At 43.9% G+C, this 21,445-nt stretch carries 15 protein-coding genes; 13 read left to right on the forward strand and 2 right to left on the reverse strand.

Annotated features, from left to right (window positions below; genetic code table 11):
* Positions 1-408 precede the first annotated feature (408 nt).
* The 7 genes from L1D37_RS12905 (at position 409) to L1D37_RS12935 (ending at position 9,597) form a co-directional block, all read left to right on the forward strand.
* Positions 409-1,416, forward strand: coding sequence for a LacI family DNA-binding transcriptional regulator (locus L1D37_RS12905; RefSeq protein WP_239848142.1), 1,008 nt, complete (start codon positions 409-411; stop codon positions 1,414-1,416).
* Between the two features lie 18 nt (positions 1,417-1,434).
* Positions 1,435-2,682, forward strand: coding sequence for an extracellular solute-binding protein (locus L1D37_RS12910; protein WP_017631102.1), 1,248 nt, complete (start codon positions 1,435-1,437; stop codon positions 2,680-2,682).
* Positions 2,683-2,749: 67 nt separating this feature from the next.
* The gene (locus L1D37_RS12915; protein ID WP_239848143.1) at positions 2,750-3,736 is read left to right on the forward strand and encodes a sugar ABC transporter permease; all 987 of its coding nucleotides are present in this window, start codon (positions 2,750-2,752) and stop codon (positions 3,734-3,736) included.
* A gap of 46 nt (positions 3,737-3,782) precedes the next feature.
* Positions 3,783-4,631, forward strand: coding sequence for a carbohydrate ABC transporter permease (locus L1D37_RS12920; RefSeq protein ID WP_017061568.1), 849 nt, complete (start codon positions 3,783-3,785; stop codon positions 4,629-4,631).
* A gap of 17 nt (positions 4,632-4,648) precedes the next feature.
* Positions 4,649-5,998 carry a GH1 family beta-glucosidase gene (locus L1D37_RS12925; RefSeq protein ID WP_239848144.1) on the forward strand — a complete coding sequence of 450 codons (1,350 nt, stop codon included), beginning with the start codon at positions 4,649-4,651 and terminating at the stop codon, positions 5,996-5,998.
* On the forward strand, positions 5,998-7,089 hold the full coding sequence (gene ugpC, locus L1D37_RS12930; protein ID WP_008216689.1) for a sn-glycerol-3-phosphate ABC transporter ATP-binding protein UgpC: 1,092 nt from the start codon (positions 5,998-6,000) through the stop codon (positions 7,087-7,089). Before L1D37_RS12925 ends, ugpC begins: the two co-directional genes overlap by 1 nt.
* A 93-nt stretch (positions 7,090-7,182) precedes the next feature.
* Entirely contained in the window at positions 7,183-9,597 is a 2,415-nt protein-coding gene (locus L1D37_RS12935) for a glycosyl transferase (protein WP_239848145.1), read from the forward strand.
* Between the two features lie 140 nt (positions 9,598-9,737).
* Here the strand turns inward: L1D37_RS12935 and L1D37_RS12940 are convergent, their stop codons facing one another.
* Positions 9,738-10,685: an aldose 1-epimerase gene (locus tag L1D37_RS12940; RefSeq protein ID WP_239848146.1), complete on the reverse strand. Its 948-nt coding sequence runs from the start codon at positions 10,683-10,685 to the stop codon at positions 9,738-9,740.
* A gap of 64 nt (positions 10,686-10,749) precedes the next feature.
* On the opposite strand from L1D37_RS12940, the gene L1D37_RS12945 reads away from it, so the two are divergent.
* Together L1D37_RS12945 and L1D37_RS12950 are read left to right on the forward strand one after the other, a co-directional pair.
* On the forward strand, positions 10,750-13,824 hold the full coding sequence (locus L1D37_RS12945; protein WP_239848147.1) for a GH116 family glycosyl hydrolase: 3,075 nt from the start codon (positions 10,750-10,752) through the stop codon (positions 13,822-13,824).
* A gap of 94 nt (positions 13,825-13,918) precedes the next feature.
* Positions 13,919-14,932: a substrate-binding domain-containing protein gene (locus L1D37_RS12950; protein WP_017631098.1), complete on the forward strand. Its 1,014-nt coding sequence runs from the start codon at positions 13,919-13,921 to the stop codon at positions 14,930-14,932.
* Between the two features lie 1,460 nt (positions 14,933-16,392).
* Here L1D37_RS12950 and L1D37_RS12955 read toward each other — a convergent pair.
* The gene (locus L1D37_RS12955; RefSeq protein WP_176678953.1) at positions 16,393-16,722 is read right to left on the reverse strand and encodes a hypothetical protein; all 330 of its coding nucleotides are present in this window, start codon (positions 16,720-16,722) and stop codon (positions 16,393-16,395) included.
* Between the two features lie 593 nt (positions 16,723-17,315).
* Between L1D37_RS12955 and L1D37_RS12960 the strand changes: the two genes are divergently transcribed.
* Genes L1D37_RS12960 through L1D37_RS12975 form a run of 4 tightly spaced genes read left to right on the forward strand, consistent with a single transcriptional unit; the run spans position 17,316 to position 21,337 of the window.
* Complete coding sequence (locus L1D37_RS12960; RefSeq protein WP_239848148.1) at positions 17,316-18,281, forward strand: hypothetical protein; 966 nt, start codon at positions 17,316-17,318, stop codon at positions 18,279-18,281.
* Positions 18,271-20,820 (forward strand): hypothetical protein, encoded by a 2,550-nt coding sequence (locus L1D37_RS12965; RefSeq protein WP_239848149.1) that lies wholly within the window; start codon positions 18,271-18,273, stop codon positions 20,818-20,820. The genes L1D37_RS12960 and L1D37_RS12965 overlap by 11 nt, the downstream gene beginning before the upstream one ends.
* The gene (locus L1D37_RS12970; protein WP_176678950.1) at positions 20,817-21,002 is read left to right on the forward strand and encodes a hypothetical protein; all 186 of its coding nucleotides are present in this window, start codon (positions 20,817-20,819) and stop codon (positions 21,000-21,002) included. The genes L1D37_RS12965 and L1D37_RS12970 overlap by 4 nt, the downstream gene beginning before the upstream one ends.
* Positions 21,002-21,337 (forward strand): hypothetical protein, encoded by a 336-nt coding sequence (locus tag L1D37_RS12975; RefSeq protein WP_176678949.1) that lies wholly within the window; start codon positions 21,002-21,004, stop codon positions 21,335-21,337. Before L1D37_RS12970 ends, L1D37_RS12975 begins: the two co-directional genes overlap by 1 nt.
* The last annotated feature ends 108 nt before the right edge of the window (positions 21,338-21,445 follow it).

Consider the following 21,445-nt stretch of genomic DNA (forward strand, 5'->3'; position numbering starts at 1 on the left):
TGCTGGGCGTTGTTGTTTCAAGTTTCGGGTTCTACAAAGCGAATTCGAAGTACCTATGAAATGTTCCCATACAATTTCGCATAGCCACTGAAATAATAGGGTCAATTTATCCCCGTATATTACCGTCTGCTGCGGGTTCATCTCCGAATTGTGCTTTCTGATAAACGGAACTTGAGCACGCTTATTAGCACTCTGGGAGAAAGTAACCGAGCGCCGTTTTGATAAGGTGAGCAAGAATCTCATGAAACAGTTTCATGGCGTGAAGTGAATCTGTAAGCGCTTTCAAGATTTCCAAATCCAGCCTTTTTACCTCCAAGTTTAGTGTGATGACACTCACTTCAACTAAAACGTAATTTCTTAATAATCGTTTTGTAAGCGGTTACAAGCTAATGAAGTATCGAGGTTCGAGTGGCAACAATTAAACACGTATCAGAACATGCAGGTGTGTCTCAAGCGACAGTGTCTAGGGTTATCAATGGCACCAGTAGAGTGAGTCATGACAAGAAGTTAAAGGTTGAAAAAGCGATCAAAGAATTGGGTTATCGCCCGAACTCTATCGCTCAGGCTTTGGCTTCAAGTCGTACCGGAAGTGTGGGTGTTGTTGTTCCAGAACTGGGCGGGTCTTTCTATTCAGGCATCTTGCATTGCATAGAGGAACACCTACGCCGCTTCGGTTACCACGCTGTGGTTACAGCGGGTTCGAACACCGAACAAGGGCAGCGCGAGTCTGTGGAGTTTCTGTTGGGGCGTCGTGTCGATGCTTTGATTCTTCATACTCAACTGCTCAGTGATGACTATTTAATTGAATTGGAAGAACAGGGGACCCCTGTGGTTTTGATTAACCGCTTCATCCCAGAAATGGCGATGAGTTGCATTGATATTGATAACGAAGTCGGGGGGCTACTCGCTACTCAATATCTTTTGCAAAAGGGACATACAGATATCGCGTGTATTACTGGGCCTTTAGATAAAGCGGACGCTAGGGGGCGTTTGCAGGGTTATCGCAAGGCACTGGAAGAAGCCGGTGTGCCATACGATGAAGCCTTAGTCTCTGAGGCGGGATTTACTGAAGAGACTGGCATCAGCGCCATGAAGAAGTTGATCAACAGAAAATGCCACTTTACGGCGGTATTTGCTTCAAACGATCACATGGCATTTGGCGCATTCGAAGTTTTGCATAAAGAGGGACTGTCTGTTCCGAGAGACGTTTCTCTTGTCGGCTTCGATAACACCATCTTCGCGCGTTATCTGACCCCTAGTTTGACCACCATTAATTTCCCCATTGAAGAGATGAGCATCGAAGCAGTGCAGCTCACTCTACAAAAGCTAAAAAAAATCAAACATGACGTGAACTTTAAATTGCTGCCGACGTTGGTCACTAGAAACTCGGTATCGGATTTACTCGTTACCCTATAAAAATATTAAGGATAGAACATGAAATTTAAGACCTTGGCGCTTTCATGCGCGGTTGCTTTAGGATTAGGTACAACAGCGGTGAACGCGGCTGACAAAGAGATTCGTTTCGACGGTTTCCCTGATTTCGATAGCAGCCTGAAGGTATTACTGCCTGATTTCGAAAAGGAAACAGGGATCAAAGTTGATTACCTTATGAACAACCACGGTGACCATCACACAAAACTAACGACTAACCTAGCAACTGGCTCAGGTGCAGGTGATGTGATTGTTGTGGACGTAGAGAAAATCGGTCCATTCGTTGGCTCTGGCGGCCTAGTTAACTTGTCTGAAAACTACGGTGCAGATAAATACGAAGAACGATTCGCACCTTACGCATGGGCACAAGGCAAAGGCGCTGACGGCGACATGTACGGCATCCCTGTCGACCTTGGTCCAGGTGTTATGTACTACCGCACCGACGTGTTTGAAAAAGCCGGCATCAATGTAGAAGACGCAATTAAAGATTGGGATTCATACATCGCTGCGGGTGAAAAACTGAAAGAGCAAAACGTACAGCTGATCGCTTCAGCAGCCGACGTGGCACAAGCGATCATCTTCACCACGGTTCCTGAAGGTGAAGGTCTTTACTTTGATAAAGATGGCAACCCTGTTGTGACATCTGAGCGTTTTGTTCACGCTTTTGAAGTAGCAAAAGAGATTCGCGACAAAGGCTTAGACGGCCGCATTTTGGCTTGGTCTAACGAATGGTACGAAGGCTTCCGCAACGGCACATTTGCAACTCAACTTTCTGGCGCTTGGCTACTTGGTCACCTAAACAACTGGATCGCTCCTGAAACCAAAGGTAAGTGGGCAGTAGAAAACCTACCTGATGGTATCTACGGCAGCTGGGGTGGTTCATTCCTATCTATTCCAACTCAATCAGACAACCCAGATGAAGCTTGGGCGCTGATTGAATACATGACGACAGACCGTGACGTTCAACTTAAGCACTTCGAAACGATTGCAGCTTTCCCTGCGAACGTAACCACGTATGACGATGAGTTGTTCCAAGAAGAGATGGAATTCCTAGGTGGACAGAAAGCACGTCTACTGTTTGCTGAAGTGGCACAGAACATCAAACCAGTATCTCCAGCTCAAGGCGACCACGTTGCACGTTCTATCATCTTAGAGAACGCATTGATGGAAGTGCTTGATGAAGGCAAGGACATCGAGACAGCACTTAAAGAGGCAGAGCGCCTAATCAAGCGTCGTACGCGTAATCTTTAATTTGTTATTACTTTGAGTAAGTGAGGAAGCGTGGATAACGCGCTTCCTTTTTTAAGAGGTCGTTACTATGAATCATACAGCGAGCACAACGGTAGAACCTTCGGAGCCAAGCTTTTTTTCTCGTCTAAATTTGAAAGCGCTTACACCGTATGGATTTCTTCTGCCGTTTCTGATCATTTTTTCTGTATTTGGGATCTTCCCGCTGTTGTTCTCTGTTTACCTGTCGTTCCACGAATGGAACCCAGTACAGGGCATGGACGCAATGCAGTTCGTTGGTTTTGAGAACTATCACATTGCCTTGACTGACCCGTGGCTTTGGCGTTCATTAAAGAACACATTGTGGCTAGCAATCACATCGGGTGTGGCTCAGCATTTAGTTGCTATTCCAGTGGCTTACATGTTGGTTTCAATGGGTGACCGTATGCGTCACTGGCTAACATCGGCGTACTTTCTACCGTTCATCACATCAACGGTCGCAGCGTCACTGATTTTCTTCAATATGTACTCTCCTAACTCAGGAATCATTAACCAAACGCTGATGGCACTGGCCGATAGTACACTGTTTGGTTGGGCATTTGCTTGGGTTAACGATTTTCAACCAATCCGCTGGTTAGACGATGCCACTATGGTGAAGCCGTCTATCGCGATCATGGTTTTCTGGAAATACACCGGTTTTAACATCGTCCTTTACACCACAGGTTTAATGACGATTCCTAAAGACATTTTAGAAGCTGCGCGTATGGACGGTGCTAATGCCTTCCGCCGCTTCTGGAACATCTCACTACCAATGATTCGTCCATTCATCTTCTTTGCAATCACCATGACCATCATCGGTAACCTGCAAATGTTTGAAGAACCGTTCGTTCTAACGCGTGGCACAGGTGGTACAGGTCAATCTGGTTTAACTATCTCTATGTACCTCTACAAAGTGGGTTGGGAATGGTTAGAAATGGGCACAGCGTCAGCAATTTCATGGCTTCTGTTTGCACTCATCGCGTCTTGTACTTTGGTTCAATTTTTATTCTTCGGTAAGAAAGGCTTAGGGGAACATTAAGATGTCGACATCAATTAAGACAAATACCTCACCACTAAGTGGCCTAATGCCAAGCGAACGCACCATGTACATCATGACTAAGATCTTGATGGTCATGCTCGGCATATTACTGATTGTTTCCGCAATCATTACGGTGTTCCCGTTTGTGTGGTCAGCACTGCTTTCAACACGTGACCGTTCGGAAATCTTTGGTTCAGGCATCAGCTTTGCGATTGGCGACAGCCTAATGGTGAACTACGCAAAACTGCTGGAAATCATGCCGTTTTGGAAAGCGATGTTTAACTCGATTTACGTGGCTTTCTTAGGTACTACCATCTCGCTGCTGTTTTGTAGCATGGGTGGCTACGCATTTGCTGTGTTTAAGTTCCGCGGAAAGAACGTGTTGTTCGGCATGTTGGTTGGCTCAATGGCGATTCCGCCTGTGCTTAGCCTGATCCCTTACTTCATGATCGTGAAATTCTTAGGCTTGCTGGATAACCACATGGCGGTATGGCTACCGTTCACTACTACGCCATTTGGTATCTTCTTGATGCGTCAGCACGTGATTGCATCGATTCCTAAAGAGCTATTAGAAGCAGCGAAGTTAGATGGTGCTGGTGAGTTCAGAACGTATTGGAGTGTGGTACTGCCACTGATGAAACCAGCACTAGCAACACTCGCTATCGTGCAGTTCGTCTTCTTCTGGAACATGTTTATGCAGCCTCTTGTGGTGCTGAACAACCCAGACAATTACGTCATCACACAAGCACTACGAAGTGTTCAAGGCATTCCGAATACGCCATGGGGCGCGGTAATGCTAGGTACCACCATTTCTATTTTACCACTCGTGATTACATACCTGTTCGCATCGAAACAGATGATCAGTGGTTTAACGTCCGGCGCAGTTAAAGGTTAGGTTTAAGGGTTATAACAATGAATAAATTTCAACTTCCAAGTGATTCAAAGTTACGCAGTAAGGAATTTGTATTCGGTGTCGCGACATCTTCGTACCAAATTGAAGGCGGCGTTGAAGAGGGCGGTCGTACACCGTCTATCTGGGACACGTTTTGTAAGAAGCCGGGCAAGGTCGATAACGGCGACAATGGTGATGTGGCGTGCGACCACTACCACTTGTGGCAACAAGATATCGAGATGATTCAAGGCCTAGGCGTTGACGCTTACCGCCTCTCAATTGCATGGCCACGTATCCTGCCGCAAGACGGTGTGGTGAATCAGCAAGGCTTAGAATTTTACGGTCAAATCATCGACGAGTGTCATGCTCGTGGCATGAAGGTGTTTGTGACGCTCTATCACTGGGATCTGCCGCAATACCTTGAAGATAAAGGCGGCTGGCTAAACCGTGAAACGTCTTACAAATTCGCAGAATACGCAGAAGTGGTGAGCAAATACTTTGGTGACAATATCGATGTGTACACCACACTCAATGAACCATTTGTGTCTGCATTCCTAGGCTACCGCTGGGGCGAACATGCACCAGGTATCAAGGGTGAAAAAGAGGGCTATTTAGCGTCTCACCACCTAATGTTGGCACACGGTTTGGCGATGCCGATTCTGCGTAAGAATGCGCCCCACGCTAAGCATGGTGTGGTATTTAACGCGACTCCGGCTTACCCGCTAACACCACAAGATCAAGGCGCCGCAGATTACTGTGAAGCGGAGAACTACCACTGGTTCATCGACCCAGTATTGAAGGGTGAATACCCACAACTGGTCGTCGAGCGCCAAGCGATGAACATGCCGATGATTTTAGAAGGCGATCTAGACATCATCAGTGCTCCGGTTGATTACATCGGTATCAACTACTACACACGCAATGTCGCTCGCTTTAACGAGAACGGCGACATTGAATCAGTAAAACAGACTGACGCAGAACACACTTACATCGGCTGGGAAATTAACCCACAAGGCCTAACCGATTTATTGGTAAGACTGAATGCGCGTTATGAAAACATGCCGCCTATCTACATCACAGAGAATGGCGCAGCAGGTAACGACGAGCGTGTTAACGGACAAGTGATGGATGACCAACGTGTTCGTTACTTCCAAGGCCACATCGAAGCGGTTCACAACGCAGTCGAAGCCGGTGTGAAAGTGGATGGTTACTTTGCGTGGAGTCTGATGGATAACTTTGAGTGGGCATTCGGCTACTGCCAGCGTTTTGGCATCGTCCATGTTGATTACACCACCCAAGAAAGAACACTGAAACAGAGCGCAATTGCGTACCGAAACATGCTTCAAGAGCGCGCTGAGGAGAACAGATAATGGCTAAAGTAGAATTTAAGAACATCAAAAAATCATTCGGTGATGTTGAGGTTGTAAAAGAGTTTGATTTTACGGTTGAAGACGGCGAGTTCGTGGTTTTCCTTGGCCCATCTGGCTGTGGTAAATCGACAACGTTACGTATGCTTGCTGGCCTTGAAAGCATCAGCTCTGGTGACATAGTCGTAGGTGGCAAAGTGATGAACAAGGTCGATGCTAAAGACCGTGACTTAGCGATGGTATTCCAAAGCTATGCGCTGTACCCGCACATGACGGTTTACGAGAACATCGCCTTCGCACTAAAACTGAAAGGAATGCCGAAAGCAGAAATCGACGTAGAAGTGCTAAAAGCGGCGAAAATGCTGGAGCTTGATCCACTACTGAACCGCAAGCCAAAAGAGCTTTCTGGTGGCCAACGTCAGCGTGTGGCAATGGGACGTGCGATGGTTCGTACGCCTAAGGTTTTCTTGTTTGATGAGCCGTTATCTAACCTAGATGCCAAACTGCGTGGCGTGATGCGTGAAGAGATCAAACACCTACACCGTGAACTTAAAACCACCACCATCTACGTAACACACGATCAGATCGAAGCGATGACATTGGCGGACAGAATCGTGATTCTGAAAGATGGTTATGTTGCTCAAGTGGGTACACCAACCGAGGTGTTCCAGCGCCCGGCTAACAAGTTTGTCGCGCAATTCATTGGTAACCCATCAATGAACATGTTGGAAGCGAAACTGATTGAAAAAGAAGGCGAATACTTCGTTGAACTTGGCGATGTTCATATCCCATTGCCGGAGCGTTTTAAATCTCTGGCGTCTAAAAACCTAGCGCTTCACTTTGGTGTTCGTCCAACAGACATCCACCTACGTGCTGAGCAAGTTGACCACGACCGTGTGCTGCCATTCCCTGTGAAAATCAAAGACAAGGAGCTGCTAGGTGCGAGCATTCTTCTGAAAACAGAAATTGGCGGCCAACCGCTGATGGTTGAGACCCAAGCTGCTGAAGTGGATGTGAAAGAACTGACACTTTACTTAGACTTGGATGCTTTCCACCTGTTTGACGCACTGAGCGAGAACTCGCTAGCGAGCTAGCCAGTCAAATTAAATCAGCCATTGAGCTGACACCAACCAACTTACTACAAATTGTTTTGGCTCCTCCTGATTTGGGAGGGGCTAGGGATAGTGATGATGAAATTCGGATATTTTGACGATAAAAACAAAGAATACGTAGCAACCACACCATGCACACCGATCAAATGGTGTAACTATGTGGGCACATTAGATTTCGGTGGCATTGTAGATAGCAACGGCGGCGTATTGCTGTGTAAGGGCGACCCGGCACTGAACCGTATCACCAAGTACATTGCACAACTACCAAACTCTGATTTCAAAGGCTCGACCCTATATCTCAAGGTGCGTGATGAAGCAGGTAACGTAGAGGTGTTCTCACCTTTCTACACACCAACCTTGAAGCCCCTTGATAAGTTTGAAAACCACACAGGCTTGTCTTACACCACCATCATTGCAGAAGCGTTTGGTGTGCGTTGTGAAGCGACGTTCTTCGTACCAAAAGCGGACCAAGTATTGCTGCAAGACATCAAAGTCACCAATATTTCAGACAAAGCGCTGCACGTTGATGTAGTGCCAGTCTACGAATTCACACACTTCGACGCACTTAAGCAACTATTAAATGCAGATTGGGTTCCACAAACCATGACGCTTAAAGCGCACCAGCAAGAATCGGGTCATACCGTGCTTGAGCAGTATGCCTTCATGAAGCGCGACTACGCCGTAAACCTGATGACCGCGGATCGGCCTGCGACGTCATTTGACGGTGACCGTCAATCATTCCTAGGTCAGTTTGGCTATGGTACATGGGCGGCACCACAAGCGTTAGAAAACGATGAGCTTGGTAACACAGAGTGTCTGCGTGGCGACAACATTGGTGCATTAAACCTGCGCTTAGGTTGGTTATCTCCAGAGCAGACAGAACGTACGGTTGTACAAATTGCACAAGAAGAGAGCCTAGACGCTGCATTACCTTTGTTAGCTAAATACCGTGACCATCAAATGGTGGATTCGGCTTTTGCTGAACTGGCTGAACACTGGGATAGTTACCTACAAGCGGTTCAGGTTGAAACGCCAGACCCAGCAATGAACTCGATGCTTAACGTTCACAACCCTCGTCAATGTCACACCACCAAAAACTGGTCTCGTTACCTGTCTTTGTATCAACTTGGTTATGGTGCTCGTGGTATCGGTTTCCGTGATTCTTCGCAAGACACATTGGGCGTGATTACTCATATGCCAGAAGAGGCGCGTGAGTTTATTGAGCGTCTATTATCTGTGCAAAACACCAATGGTTCTGCGATGCACCAGTTCTTCCCATCAACCATGGAAGCGAACGCGGGTGACTCGCGTGAAGAAGAAGATCGCCCGGATTACTACGGCGACGATCATCTGTGGATCATCTACGCAGTCACTCAATATGTGAAAGAGACGGGCAATGCAGACTTCTTGAATAAAGAGATCCCGTTCTACCAAAAAGACAAAGCGGGCAACCTAGTCGAAACGGGAACGGTTTGGGATCACCTGTGTCGCGCAATTGAATTTACGTACACCAATACTGGTGAGCACGGCCTACCGTTATTAGGTTTTGCAGACTGGAATGACACGGTGAACCTGCCAACAGGCGCAGAGTCGATGATGGTAGCTAACATGTACGGCAAAGCCCTGCTCGATATGCTGGACCTTTGTGAGTTGCGTGGTGAAGCGCAGCTAACAACCAAGTTTAAAGATCAGTACCAGCAGATGCAGAGCACAGTGAATGAGTGCGGTTGGGATGGCGAATGGTTTGTGCGTTACTTTGATGAGCAAGGCCTGCCAATTGGTTCTCACAAGAACGAGCAAGGGCAGATCTACACTAACGGCCAAAGCTGGCCTGTGATTTCTGGTTTCGCGACACAAGAGCGTGCCACTCAGGCGCTGGATTCGGTTTACAACAAGCTGAACACGACCAACGGTATCAAGCTTTCAACTCCGGGTTACAACGGTTTTGATCCACAACTTGGTGGTGTTTCGACGTACCCACCGGGTGCGAAAGAGAACGGCGGTATCTTCCTGCATTCAAACCCATGGGTGATGATCGCAGAAGCGAAAATGGGCAATGGCGAACGTGCTTATGAGTACTACCGCCAAATCAACCCGGCTTCTAAGAACGACGATATTGATACTTTTGAATCTGAACCTTACTGCTACCCACAAAACATCTTGGGTGACGAGCACAAACAGTTTGGTTTAGGACGTAATGCGTGGCTGTCTGGTACCTCATCTTGGACATACGTTGCGGGCACACAATGGATTCTGGGTGTTCGACCTGAAGTAGATGGCTTGCTGGTGGATCCTTGTATTCCGGCTGAGTGGCCTGAGTTCAAAGTCCGTCGTCAGTTCCGCGGTGCGACTTATTATATTCATGTCACTAACCCGAATAACGTGTGTAAGGGCGTGGTTGGGATGAAGGTCAATGGTGACCTGATTTCAGGCAACAAAGCACCGGTATTTACATCGGGTGAGCACACGGTAGAAGTGGTTTTAGGTTAACAAAGAGAAGGGCGCTTTATGCGCCCTTTATTGCTCTTTCGTTTGTTTCTTTCGCTTGTTATTCGTTGTAGTTGTTTTGTTAGCAATGCGTTCTCTAGGGGGCTGATTTCGCATTCAGCAGTTGCTTTAGTTTAGCTCGTTTATTTTGGTTGATAGGTAGCTTGGCATTGCCAAGTGAAGGTTTGAGATTGGTTCGGGCTAAGCGTCAATAAGCCAATCTGGTTATTGAAAGCATCGGCAGGGCAAGTCATTGGTTCTATTGCAATACTTTGCTCACTTGTAGGTGTGTACAGCTGAACAAATGGGTAGCTTGCATCTTGTTGATAGTGAATCGCGGCAGATGAATCTGAGCGTGTGAAAGTCAGTTGGTTGGTTGTCTTCGAATCAAATTCAAAGCAGTGATTTAGTTTTTGATTGGTCAGGGAATCATCCAAAGACAAACGGTCAAAAGCCTGTTTTTCACCATTAGGCAGGTCGTTATCGTGTATGACCTTTGCACAAGGTGACATGGTCAGCCCACACTGTTTCAAGTCAGTGCCAAGCGAGAAATAAGGGTGCCAAGCATCACCGAATGGGAAGGCGAAATCACCACAATTAGAGACAGTTGTCGAGCAAGATAGCTTGCCTGTGATGTCGATAGTGAAGGTGACTTCAAGGTTAAAAGCGAACGGGAAAGCAGGGTGCAAAGATGACGTCTGATATTGCAGCGTCACACTGGCTGACTCTTCATTGGCTACGCTGTTTGTGATTGAAAAAGGTTGGTTGTAGAGCAGGCCATGTACGGCGTGATCAGACCAAGGAAAGTTAGCTGGGAGTTGATGGTTTTGGTTATCGAAACTGTAACGACCTAAGTTTAAACGGTTTGGAAAAGGGAATAATTTAGCACTGCGGGAAAAGAACGGATGTTGGTTGATCAGTTCATCATAATTCTGATAACCACAAATAAAAGAGAATGGACTGTTATTTACAATGTATTTATTTATAACAGCACCAAATCCATTGATTATTTGAAGTTCTATACCATGCTGGTGGTTTATTAATGTGACAGAGTCAATATTTCCAAATTTTTCATTTATAATTTTAAACATGTTGATGTCTCCATTTTGTAAAGATATTAACAAGAAGAAAAAAATATTCAATGGCGGTTTTAAAATGAATAATAAAATTCCATATACAAGCTATTCAGGAAATTCAAAATACCTGTGTGAAAAGGGTGACGCAGTTGAATTTATTCAACCTTGGTACACGCCAATTTCTACGACACCAGAAAATACCGGTATGGCTGTGGGCGGTATTGGCAATACATTTACACTGACGCCAAACGGCAACACACCGAACTTCAGTTTCATTCCCGGTATATTTGTTGATTGTTCAGAGCAAGTTATTAATTTTAATGATTTTTATGCTTCGGTTATGGATGTGCCGACCATTGAAAAACTTCAGATTCTTAACGAAGAAGAGCTTAGTGTTCACCTGAATTTCTACCCAGCGCTATTCGATGGCAAGAAAATAGATACAGAAAATAATTCGAATGCGATTAACATCATTCGTAACGCATTAAAAAATGGCAACTTCTATAAAGAAAATAGAGAGAGCTTTATAAAGTGGAATGTTGAGTTTTCTAATAAGACTCAATTATTAATTGAATCAGATTCATCGTCGATTGTTTGTCAATTATATGTAGCCTTAGATTTCTTTAATGGTTTATTAATAAATGGTGCAACGAGACAGCGATCACTAACTGCGGGAAATAATGGTGATATAGAAACTGTTAATGGTAGCGATATAGAATATAAGGCTTTATATCCATTATCTGAATATCAATATAATAGTTTTGATGATATTAAAATAAAGCGTAAGGTCGTCTCACCGATCGTTAAAGATGATAAACGCCTCTGTTCTTTACCGATGCACTGGAACCACTTCCAGCTCACCAACGAATCACAGCAAACTCGTGTGATGACGCTTGCTCAACCTCTGCAGAATTTGATTGGTTCAACCTACCGAAAAGGTCGCGATGGGATCCAAGATTCGGCATGTACCTTATCTCAAAACCCGATAGCTCAGCAGCATCAAGCGGTGAACATAAACGGTGAAAGCCACAGTTTTAGCGGTGTTCAGCTCACTAGCCAGTCTCCGTACCAAAGTGATATTGAGGGTGAGGTGGTGTTTGGTGTTCAAGCCGAAAACCGTTTGACGGAGTCTGGCAAGGTGTCGGTGTCTGTTAAGCCAACGCTTTATACTTCGAAAGTGACCCAGCAAACAGAGTTCGCCCTAAAAACAGGCCGTACTAATGCCGAATTCCAAACGGGCATTTACACAGGGCGTGAAGCATTGAGCGCATTGGTTGTGGTTCAGGTTGAGTTGGAGCCGGGTGAGTCTGTTGACCTTCGTTTTGCACAAGTGATGGCACATCGCAAAGTGATGCTTAATGGCTGGAACTCGGACAAGGCTTACACTCAATTCTACCCACAAGCAAAGCCTGCGTTACCTATGTTAGAGGATATTCTGCCAAAGCTAGAGAGCATTGAGCAGCAGATAGTGAAGCAACAAACGGCTTTCCTCGAACAGGCTCAAAGCAAGATTTCAAAACCTGAATCGGCACTTCGCTATGCGACGATGGCGATGAACTCACTGTCGTTCTTAGCCGAATCTACAGTGTGGGATAAAGAAGACAAGTTCCTAGTGAAAGAGTGTGTTGATTACCCATTCTTTAACTCTCTGGATGTGTATTTCTACGGCTCGTTTTCACTGCTTTATTTACTGCCGGAACTTGATGGCTGCGTGATGAAAGAGTTCTCGAAAGCGATTTTGGCCGAAGACTTCACTCAGCGCCGATACTGGGAATATGAAGCAACACCGAATGCTGAATTGATTGATGAGAAGTACCAAGGAGTGCGCGCGATTCGAGGTGCAGTCATCCACGATTTAGGTAGCCCGTTCGACATCCAGCCTGATGCGTATAGCTGGCACAATGTTAAGGAATGGAAGGACTTAGCACCGAAATACATTCTGATGGTGTACCGTCACTATCAAAACACACAAGATATTTCTGTAGTTAAAGAGTGCTGGCAGGCTGTGACTGAGAGCATCGATTTCTTATCGAACTTGATTGCTGAGGGCGATGATTTACCGCTAACCCGAGGTACAGATGATACCTTCGATAACCTAGCGTCACATGGTATCTCAATTTACTGCGCGAGCCTCTGGGTTGCAGGCCTTCAAGCCGCGAGTGAACTTGCACAATTGATGGGTGAAAACGATCTGAGCTCGGACTACCTAACTCATTCGAAAAAGGCATTAGCGACAGTTGAACAAAGCTTGTGGGATGAGAAAGAAGGCTACTACCACTTTTTCGTGACGCCAGTTCAAGCCAAGCATCTAACGGGCGAAGGCTACCAAGCTCTGGAAATCTTAGGCCTGACTTTGACGGGCGATGCGATTGCTGACAAGAATACGCTCAATGCTTATCTCAATGAGACGGATACTTCCATCAACATCAGTAAGGTATCTCAAAGAGTCTCTAAGAAACGCTTACTGAGTGAGACTGCGCCTCAAGCCTTTACGCAAGATTATCTAGAATTAGTACCAGATTCAGACAACAGCTTTGGCGATGCCTTACTTGCCGACAGTTATCTAAAGTTGATTAGCTTGGAGGGTATTTTCCCGCAAGAGCGTATTCAACGCGCATTGGACTATGTTTATAAACATAACTTTGAGCTTAACAGCCCTAAGCTGGGTGTGGTGAACATGACATTGGCAGACGGATCACCACATGAGGCTTTTCAGGCGCAAGACGTGTGGATTGGTGTGCAGTTTAGCGTTGCAACTGCGTTGAGCCTAGCGGGTAAATCGCAGCAAGCAGAAACATTGATGGATACCGTGTATACCGCGCTGTATGACTATTCAAAAACTCCATTTGCCGCACCAGAAGGGTTCAACTGTTCTGTCTCTTTCACTGAGCAAGATCTTACAGAATCTTTTGAATTGTCACAAAATGATGCGAAAAAGTGGCTTACTGCACTTAAATTGCAAAAGTGTGTGCTGTCTGACGGACGAGTTAATCCTGAGCTGACTAAAGACAGTGATAAATTTGTTAATATGGTTAAAGGTGAAATTTCAGCGGAGCAAGCTACGGTTCTTCATAAGTGGCTTCTGAGCACAGGTTTGAAATATACCGCAGGTCGCTACTTCCGACCGGGGATGATTTTCGCCTACTTATATTAATAAAATAGTATGAGTTTCAACTTGAGCAATGTTGAGTTGAAACTGATGGGGAGCTTTAGGGCTTCCCTTAATGTCACTGGGTTAGGGTATCGAGATGCGCACTAAAACTAAAAAAACCACCGTATACGATGTAGCGAGGCTAGCTGGCGTTTCGCCAAGCACGGTCTCTCGTTTTCTTAATCGAACCACTTATGTGTCGGATGATAAAAGCCAGAACATCGAGCAGGCTATCAAAGACACTGGCTACAAGCCCAATTTTCAAATGCAGGAGAACATCAATCGCCGTTCACTCACGATCGGCGTATTGGTGCAACACCCTGACAGCCCTTATACCAGTCGTATCCTCAACGACATGGAGAAAACCCTGATAGCTCAAGGCTATTCGTTAGTCATAGCAACCGGACACTGGCAAAAAAAGCTCGAGATACACGCCTTAGAGTATCTGGCTAAGAGCAATGTCGACGGTATGATCATCGTGACAGGCAGTATTACCAAAGAGGATATTGCTAAGTACGCGCAAGACATCCCGATTGTCGCGGTCGGTTATGACTTCGCTGAAGACAACGTTCGTTCCATCAATATCGATAATGTGCTGGGCGGTTACATGGCAACCCTCCATTTATTGCAGCAAGGGCATGTGAATATTGCTCATATCAAAGGACTTTCAAGCCAGCCAGATGCAGGTAATCGATTTGAAGGCTATAAGAAAGCGCTGCAAGAGGCGGGTATTAAAGTGATGCCAAAACTCGTCAAACAGGGTGATTTCAGTAGCGAGTCTGGCTATGAGAAAACTGTTGAGTTGATTGAATCTAAGATTCACTTTTCTGCCCTGTTCGCGGCCAATGACCAAACGGCTTACGGCGCGATTAAGGCGTTGCATGATCACGGCTACAAAGTACCAGAAGATGTGTCGGTGATTGGCTTTGATGACTTGCCAACCTCGAAGTATTTCACACCAGCATTAACGACCTTGAGACAGCCGATTGAAGAGATTGGAGAGGTGTGTGCGCAGTCGATTTTGAACTTGTTATCAGGCGAGAGGCATGAAGCGCGCTTACCACCGATTGATTTAATCGTCAGAGAGTCGACTAAGTCTTTGTATCGTTAATTTCAAGATGAGTATGAGTCGGTTCGCCCGTAATGATTCGTATTGATATCAATGCGAACCATGGTCGGAATGCCGCTGAGTAAAACTATAGATTTTGCTGCTGATATTTACGTCTTCACATTGTTCAATATGGGGCAGGTAAGCTAACCACTTCTGCTCCACTTTTTAAGGCATCGAACGGACTCGTCAAAGTTAACTGATAGGTATCTGACCTACTTTTTCTTATCAGTGTAATATCTATCGAACTGAAGTATTACCAATACGATCATGAGAAGAAATCGAGAAATTTTCAACGATGATCATTTGGATGAGTGTGGGGTTAGGATAGCTAGTTTTTTAGCCTTCAATAAAGTTGTCAAGAGCAAGACTTGTAGTATTCTTCTTTTATTAATTGCAAGTGGGAAAATAACGAAAAAGAGTTATACCTACGCGATGCAATCAACGAATGTTTTGGTGAATTTTACCTGAGGCAGTAGGTTTGAGAGCGTCCAGAATTATGGATAACTCTCAGTAACTGAAATCTGCTACTTACAGCAAAGTAGAGATAAAGGAAGTTATGGTATTAATATTTGAATGGCTTTGTCAGGAATTATTTCTAATAGTCTAGCAAACGCCATTAGTTTATCGAAGACTTGACCAAGCTCCTCATTGAGTGATGTAACGTTAAGTACAGTGTCAATAAAAATTGGGTAAAGAGACGATATTAAGAGTGTACGAAAGATAGAAATCTCCCCCTTGTCTTCAGTAAGCATTAAATGTAGCACTAGATAAGACCAAGAGTCCCCAGAATACAGCTATAAACGGATAGTTGAAAAACTCGTTTTTTTTGCAGGGTTCCAAATGATGAGAAAAACTTACTTTATCAAACAACCTAATAATACATATTAAAAAAACTAATGATAGATATGAACATGCCTATGCTTTTATCTTTCTCAATTAACCGCTGTTCGCACTTATCTATCGTATATTCACCTTTAAATAATGAATATGCAGCAAACATAATTAATAATGGAGCTAATATATAAAATAAGCGTATAAGGGAGTGAGTCACCAGACATTCTTGGTATCTGGTGTCGGCGGTTAACTAAGATCCGTTTACCATTTTTTTATTCATAAATTGTTTTTTGGTTATCTTTTCAGTTTCACAAAAAAGTCGCCAATTTTTCGACCATATTGCTAATGAATGTAATAATTGATAAAGAAGAACACATTACTTCGTGTCAGAAAATTCACCTAGGTTACTGTTTTGTTAAAATAAATTTTTAATTGTTTATAGTCTCTACATTGATAATTACGATGAGTTGTTTGTATGCTGTGTACCGTGTTATTTTGAGTGGATAAATAGTGTCGAAGCTTTGAAAAAGAGGCCCTTTCGCTCTGGAATAAAGCCTCGATAAGATATTAACTAATACTCAAATAGCTAAACTAGCATTACCATGTTGAAACGCTTTTAATCTGACTTAAGCCACGCTATGTTCCACAATGTATTTTTTGCCAGTGTAGGCTTCAATATCTTGTGCTTTTCCGTCAAATAGTTGCCAATTCTCATTGTTGTAGTGATCGATTAGCAACTTATTGCGATAAAATGCATAGACAATTTGACCAATCAATCCTAAGCCTGATGTAAAGATTGCAGCAACAAGGATTAGAATCATAGCCCCTAGTCCTTTCCAGTGACCTCGGAAAAGATCTGGAATCCCCCCAAAAAATAAAACTGTCCATGAAAAACCAAGCTTCACCAGTTTAGTTTTGTTGTTATGTTTATTTTGAAATATTATATCTTTTGACATTTTTAAACACCTTGTAAAAATAAAGTGAATTATAGAGGTACTATGTCTTTAATCAACATATATGAATTATAACTATTTTTCATATCGGTCGTTAAAAAATAAACAAGAGCACTCAGGTTACACACTTGCCTGGAAAAAATCGAAGTAGGAAGTTTTGTTGGGGTAATTAAATATAGGAATTACGATGAAGCTAATGGACAATTAGCAATAAAGTAGGTGTTAGTTTTGATTGGACTGTTGATTAGGGTACTTTTGACCTACCAAGACTTTACACATTTGTGCTAACACTATTTATGTTCTTGAAAGGATAATCGTTTAGTATGGCGGAAGGGTGCAGGGAGTGTATGAAGGAAAGATGGAAATACTTGTTATGAACTTCAAGTTACGTTAGAAATCATATGTTCATATATTGTACTGGAGGTGTGGTTGTTGAATTTTATTGAATAGTAAATTATTCACAGCTAATTAAATACGAGTGGTTGTATATTGATCGAATGAAAAATAAAAGCGAGTAATGTGTTTTTAATCAATTAATATAATAAAAAAATACTGTAGAGTTCGCCAAATTTTTCAAATGGAACAAAAATAATAAAATGAAACGGAAAATATATTGGATTACACTGTTGTTAGTTTTAATCGGTTGCTCGAGTCCTCCACCAGTACCTTATGTTGCGCCTACTTTGTCATTCACGCTAAGTTTACCTAATCATGCTGATAGATCAGTGAAGAACATTGAGTTGCAAGATGCACTAATGCAGCGCGGCTTAGTGCTCAATGAACATGGGCGAATTGTTCCTTTGGATGCAGGAAGTTGTGGTTATCCAATAGGGACTCGTGCTGTTTCGGTCACTGAGGTTGAGCACAGCCAATACTCTTCGTTTGGTTACACTTTTATCACCTTAAAAAAACAAGGTGATAACTATTATTTTTTCCCAAACGACAGCCAACCACAAGATCTTGAACTAATGGTTTTTTCTTACGATAGTGCTTTGTTTGATCTGACGAGCATCGATAAACAAACACTAGTTCGAGATTGGGTCACTCATTTTGCTGACCTTGATCAAACTTTGTTGGTTACTGGCGAGCAGCATGAGTTTCTAAAGAAAAAACATCTACTGTTTGCTACGAGGAACATTTTGATTGCGACTGGTCAACGTGCTTCTTCCATGGGTGAGCTGTCGATGCAATTTGTAGATGCGGTAGATATGCCTCGCTTTTTAGTACTTAGTCAAGGTGATGTTTTACGCAGCTGCCAAGCTCTGACTCAGGGCACGATGATCAGTGTGCCTACCGAACGCTATAGCCGAGAAAGTACCAAATCTCAGGTAAAACTCGTTTCGCTGCTGCCAGTTGATGCGGATTTCAATCAACTTAAGCAGCAACGGTCTCTGCTATCAAGTGGGCGTTACCTTACTTATAGAGGTGATATCGCGACCCTGATCGACCGATGTTCAGCGGGGCAAGGTCAGAGTAACCAAGCGTTGTGCCACTCCAAAGCTGACGATAGCAGTGCGCGTGAAAAGAAAGTGATCGTCTTTGGAGGCAAACATGGTGGCTAACCAAAACGTGACCGCAACGAAACCCAATAATGGATCCATTCCAATTCTTTTGCTGCTTTTTATCGTTCTACCTGGCCTATTTGCTTATATGTGGGTTGAGGTGTCGCTAAATACCGTGCTCGTACAACTTTATGCATCAGGCTTAGAAACTTTAGTGGCCGAGTACGCGCAGTTGGCTGAACATGTTGAGTTGATTGGTCGTATTGTCAGTGGATTTGGTTTAGCGTTAGTGGTTGCGACTGCGATTCCGAATAACATGTTGGCGTTAAACATGGTGCCATTTTTTGGTACTTTCAGCCGTCGCTTTGTAGTGTTTATGTTGCTTTGGGTCGCATCGATACCCGCGCTGCGTATCACGGTTGATCAACTTGTCATCTCAACATCGCCAGAAACTAAGCTTGCTGCAGTGCGATCACTCTTGTTTAAAGAAGTATTAGATCGTCAAATGGTAGTCTTTGACCGAGCCGAGGCCATGAACTCGATCGTTGCCGATGACGAACGTCGTAAGCTCCTCGTTGCATTACTGCCATCATTGGCTTTGATGTCTTCTGCTGTTGATAGCACGATTGCCGATCAGACCGAAAATATGATGGTCACTTTGATGGAACGTGATCAAGAAGCGTATTTTAGTAGCAAAATTTTCCCACTATATAAGCAAGCACGAACACAATATGATCAAGAGCTAAAACATTATTTGGCAACTCAAAGAGCGATTGCAAGAATTCGTCAGAATTATACAAGGCAAAGTGCGTTTAAGCGTGAATTTGGTGAGTTGCAACGTAAAATTGATGTGCAATTGGCTCAAGAATGGCTCGCTTATCAGCAAGGTTTTGATAATGATGCGGAATTTGTTGAGCCTTTAGTCAAACGTTATGTAGAAGTTTATCGTGGGCAAGTTAAACGCCTACGTGCGAAAAGCTGTGATTCTAATTGTGTCGATGCGTTACGCCAGCAGTGGCACGACTATATGCAAAATGAAATAGATTCGGGCCGAATTGCGGGTTTGCGTCTATTGAGTTTAGATGACGAACCTTGGTTATATCACAAGTACTTAGCAGGTATTACGCGTTCATTTAGAGCCAAACTACAAGATGCTCGAATCGCTTATCTGGAGCACCGATACCCATTTGACGATGAGCTAGAGCAACATGAATTCGTTACCCAACCTGCCATTAAGCAAATCGTGGTACAAGTTGCTCGGGATCAAGGATACAAAGTGTCGGCAACGTGGTCGCGTAATGATTCAACGCCGATTCGTCGTTCGTTGCAAAAACGCGCGCGTGTAGAAATTGATAAAACATGGCGTCAATATCAATCCACCAGTAAGCTCAAATTTAGCAATCGAAATATGGATAAGATTGATATCGCTAAGCACAGTAACACTCGGGCGATGTTCAAGCAGATCTTGAAAGAGCATTACTATAGTAGCTACCAACATACCACCGGTCGTGAACAGCTATTTAAACGTTGGGTGGCATCACTAGACAACGCAAACTTTGTGAGTATGTTAACCGATGCAACGGCACAATCGGCATTTGCACCAGGAGGGATGTTCTATCAAATAGGCAGTGATGCGGTTCGTTTATCATTCATCCCGCCAGTGGCGATTACAGCGAGTTTGTTTGCTATCTTCTCCCTGCTTTTCCAGTTTGGTCGCGCGAGTTATCAAAGCAACCGTGTGATAGGCGTCAGTTATTTTAGTGTGATTGGTATCGGGATTGCCTTAATAGGTACTGTCGGAATTAATCATAGAAACTCATACGCAATGGCCATGAATGAGTTTATTGAACAGACGGTTGTAAAGACTGCTGAACTGAGCTTGTTGGACAAAGCGACAGCCACATTATTGGGTGGCATCATCGATATTGAAGAGTGGTTATTGCACTTGACTGGTGGTCAAGGGTTAACCGCGCTGTCAAGTTTTATTGATACACAGACACAGAGTGAGCGACCCAACAACGTTTACCGTACTTTCGAACAGACTCAACGATTTGACCAGTTGGCACGAGATTTGGCTGTTATATCAGGTCAAGTCGAGGTCCCTTACGATTTTAACGTTGCTGTCATTAAGCGCGATGAAAGGATGGGATTTTATGCTGGTTTGAATTATGGCAGCGATGGCTGGTTAGAGGGAGTTGCACTACCAAACATCTTGGCCAGTAAAGAGGTTGGTTATCTATTGGATCAGAAATGGTTCCTCAAGCCGAATCCAGCCCCAGATGCTTTGTTGCTATTACAAAACTATGACTCAATGGAAGGTTGGAAAGAGATCAAGCAGATGGGGCGAGTGTCTATACGCGAACTTCTTGAGCAGCGAGCATTGATCGTGATGCAGCGATCTAATAATCCTCAAATAAAGCGTATTCATGATACGGATAGAGAACGCTATAACAGTTTGATTTTTGTTCAGCGTGGTAATGGGAGTGTTTATGAGTGCTTTCAGATGCCGCCATTAACCATTGAAAATTTGTTGCAGATATCTCGCCAACAAGAAGTTGAGGGCCAGAGCCGATTTAAATGTAGAGGGGATCTGTTTTGATTACAAAATTGAAGCAAGCAATTAAGTCTCATCGCTGGTTGATCATTTCAGCATTAGTGGCTTATGCGTTGGCGACGGGCTTGGTGCAATACCAATCCCACTTGCAGGATCAAACATTGCAGGAACTGCAGCGCACTGCAGAACGAATTAAATTTAAATTGAAATTAGTAGGCATCGAATAATGAGCGAGCAAGCAATATCTGAGCAATTGGCTAGTGAGAATGAAAGCAAGTCGGGTTGGCTATCGATTGATAAGTTGGTTGTGATTATTACAGCCGCCTCCACACTGTACTTTATGCATGCGGAACATCGTGAAAATATGAATAATATTCAGCGTACGACACAAGTTTTGCAGAAGTACGAGCGTCAACTTGATCTTGCCATTAGTGCGGACAAAAACGTGCTAGATACTTATCAAACAAACTTAAAAAAAGTATTGGGTTCGCTTGATCGTGAGCAAAAGCTATTACTTGAACAGCTTGTGGCTATAGACAAACAAACTTCTTCAAATAAGTAATCAACTTCCCAGTAAAAGCTTAGTAAGGGCGACATGAAAGTATCGTCCTTTCTTTTATCAATTATTCGACTCAGAATGAGAACCTGACTTTATAGTATTCCGGATTAC

The organism is Vibrio sp. Isolate33 (genome assembly GCF_022397895.1).
Classification (GTDB): Bacteria; Pseudomonadota; Gammaproteobacteria; order Enterobacterales; family Vibrionaceae; genus Vibrio; species Vibrio pomeroyi.

Excerpts from the sequence above, each read along its gene's own strand:
- L1D37_RS12910 (WP_017631102.1), top strand. The coding sequence starts at position 1,435 with ATGAAATTTAAGACCTTGGCGCTTTCATGCGCGGTTGCTTTAGGATTA.
- L1D37_RS12915 (WP_239848143.1), top strand. The coding sequence starts at position 2,750 with ATGAATCATACAGCGAGCACAACGGTAGAACCTTCGGAGCCAAGCTTT.
- L1D37_RS12920 (WP_017061568.1), top strand. The coding sequence starts at position 3,783 with ATGCCAAGCGAACGCACCATGTACATCATGACTAAGATCTTGATGGTC.
- L1D37_RS12925 (WP_239848144.1), top strand. The coding sequence starts at position 4,649 with ATGAATAAATTTCAACTTCCAAGTGATTCAAAGTTACGCAGTAAGGAA.
- ugpC (WP_008216689.1), top strand. The coding sequence starts at position 5,998 with ATGGCTAAAGTAGAATTTAAGAACATCAAAAAATCATTCGGTGATGTT.
- L1D37_RS12935 (WP_239848145.1), top strand. The coding sequence starts at position 7,183 with ATGATGAAATTCGGATATTTTGACGATAAAAACAAAGAATACGTAGCA.
- L1D37_RS12940 (WP_239848146.1), bottom strand. The coding sequence starts at position 10,685 with ATGTTTAAAATTATAAATGAAAAATTTGGAAATATTGACTCTGTCACA.
- L1D37_RS12945 (WP_239848147.1), top strand. The coding sequence starts at position 10,750 with ATGAATAATAAAATTCCATATACAAGCTATTCAGGAAATTCAAAATAC.
- L1D37_RS12950 (WP_017631098.1), top strand. The coding sequence starts at position 13,919 with ATGCGCACTAAAACTAAAAAAACCACCGTATACGATGTAGCGAGGCTA.
- L1D37_RS12955 (WP_176678953.1), bottom strand. The coding sequence starts at position 16,722 with ATGTCAAAAGATATAATATTTCAAAATAAACATAACAACAAAACTAAA.
- L1D37_RS12960 (WP_239848148.1), top strand. The coding sequence starts at position 17,316 with ATGAAACGGAAAATATATTGGATTACACTGTTGTTAGTTTTAATCGGT.
- L1D37_RS12965 (WP_239848149.1), top strand. The coding sequence starts at position 18,271 with ATGGTGGCTAACCAAAACGTGACCGCAACGAAACCCAATAATGGATCC.
- L1D37_RS12975 (WP_176678949.1), top strand. The coding sequence starts at position 21,002 with ATGAGCGAGCAAGCAATATCTGAGCAATTGGCTAGTGAGAATGAAAGC.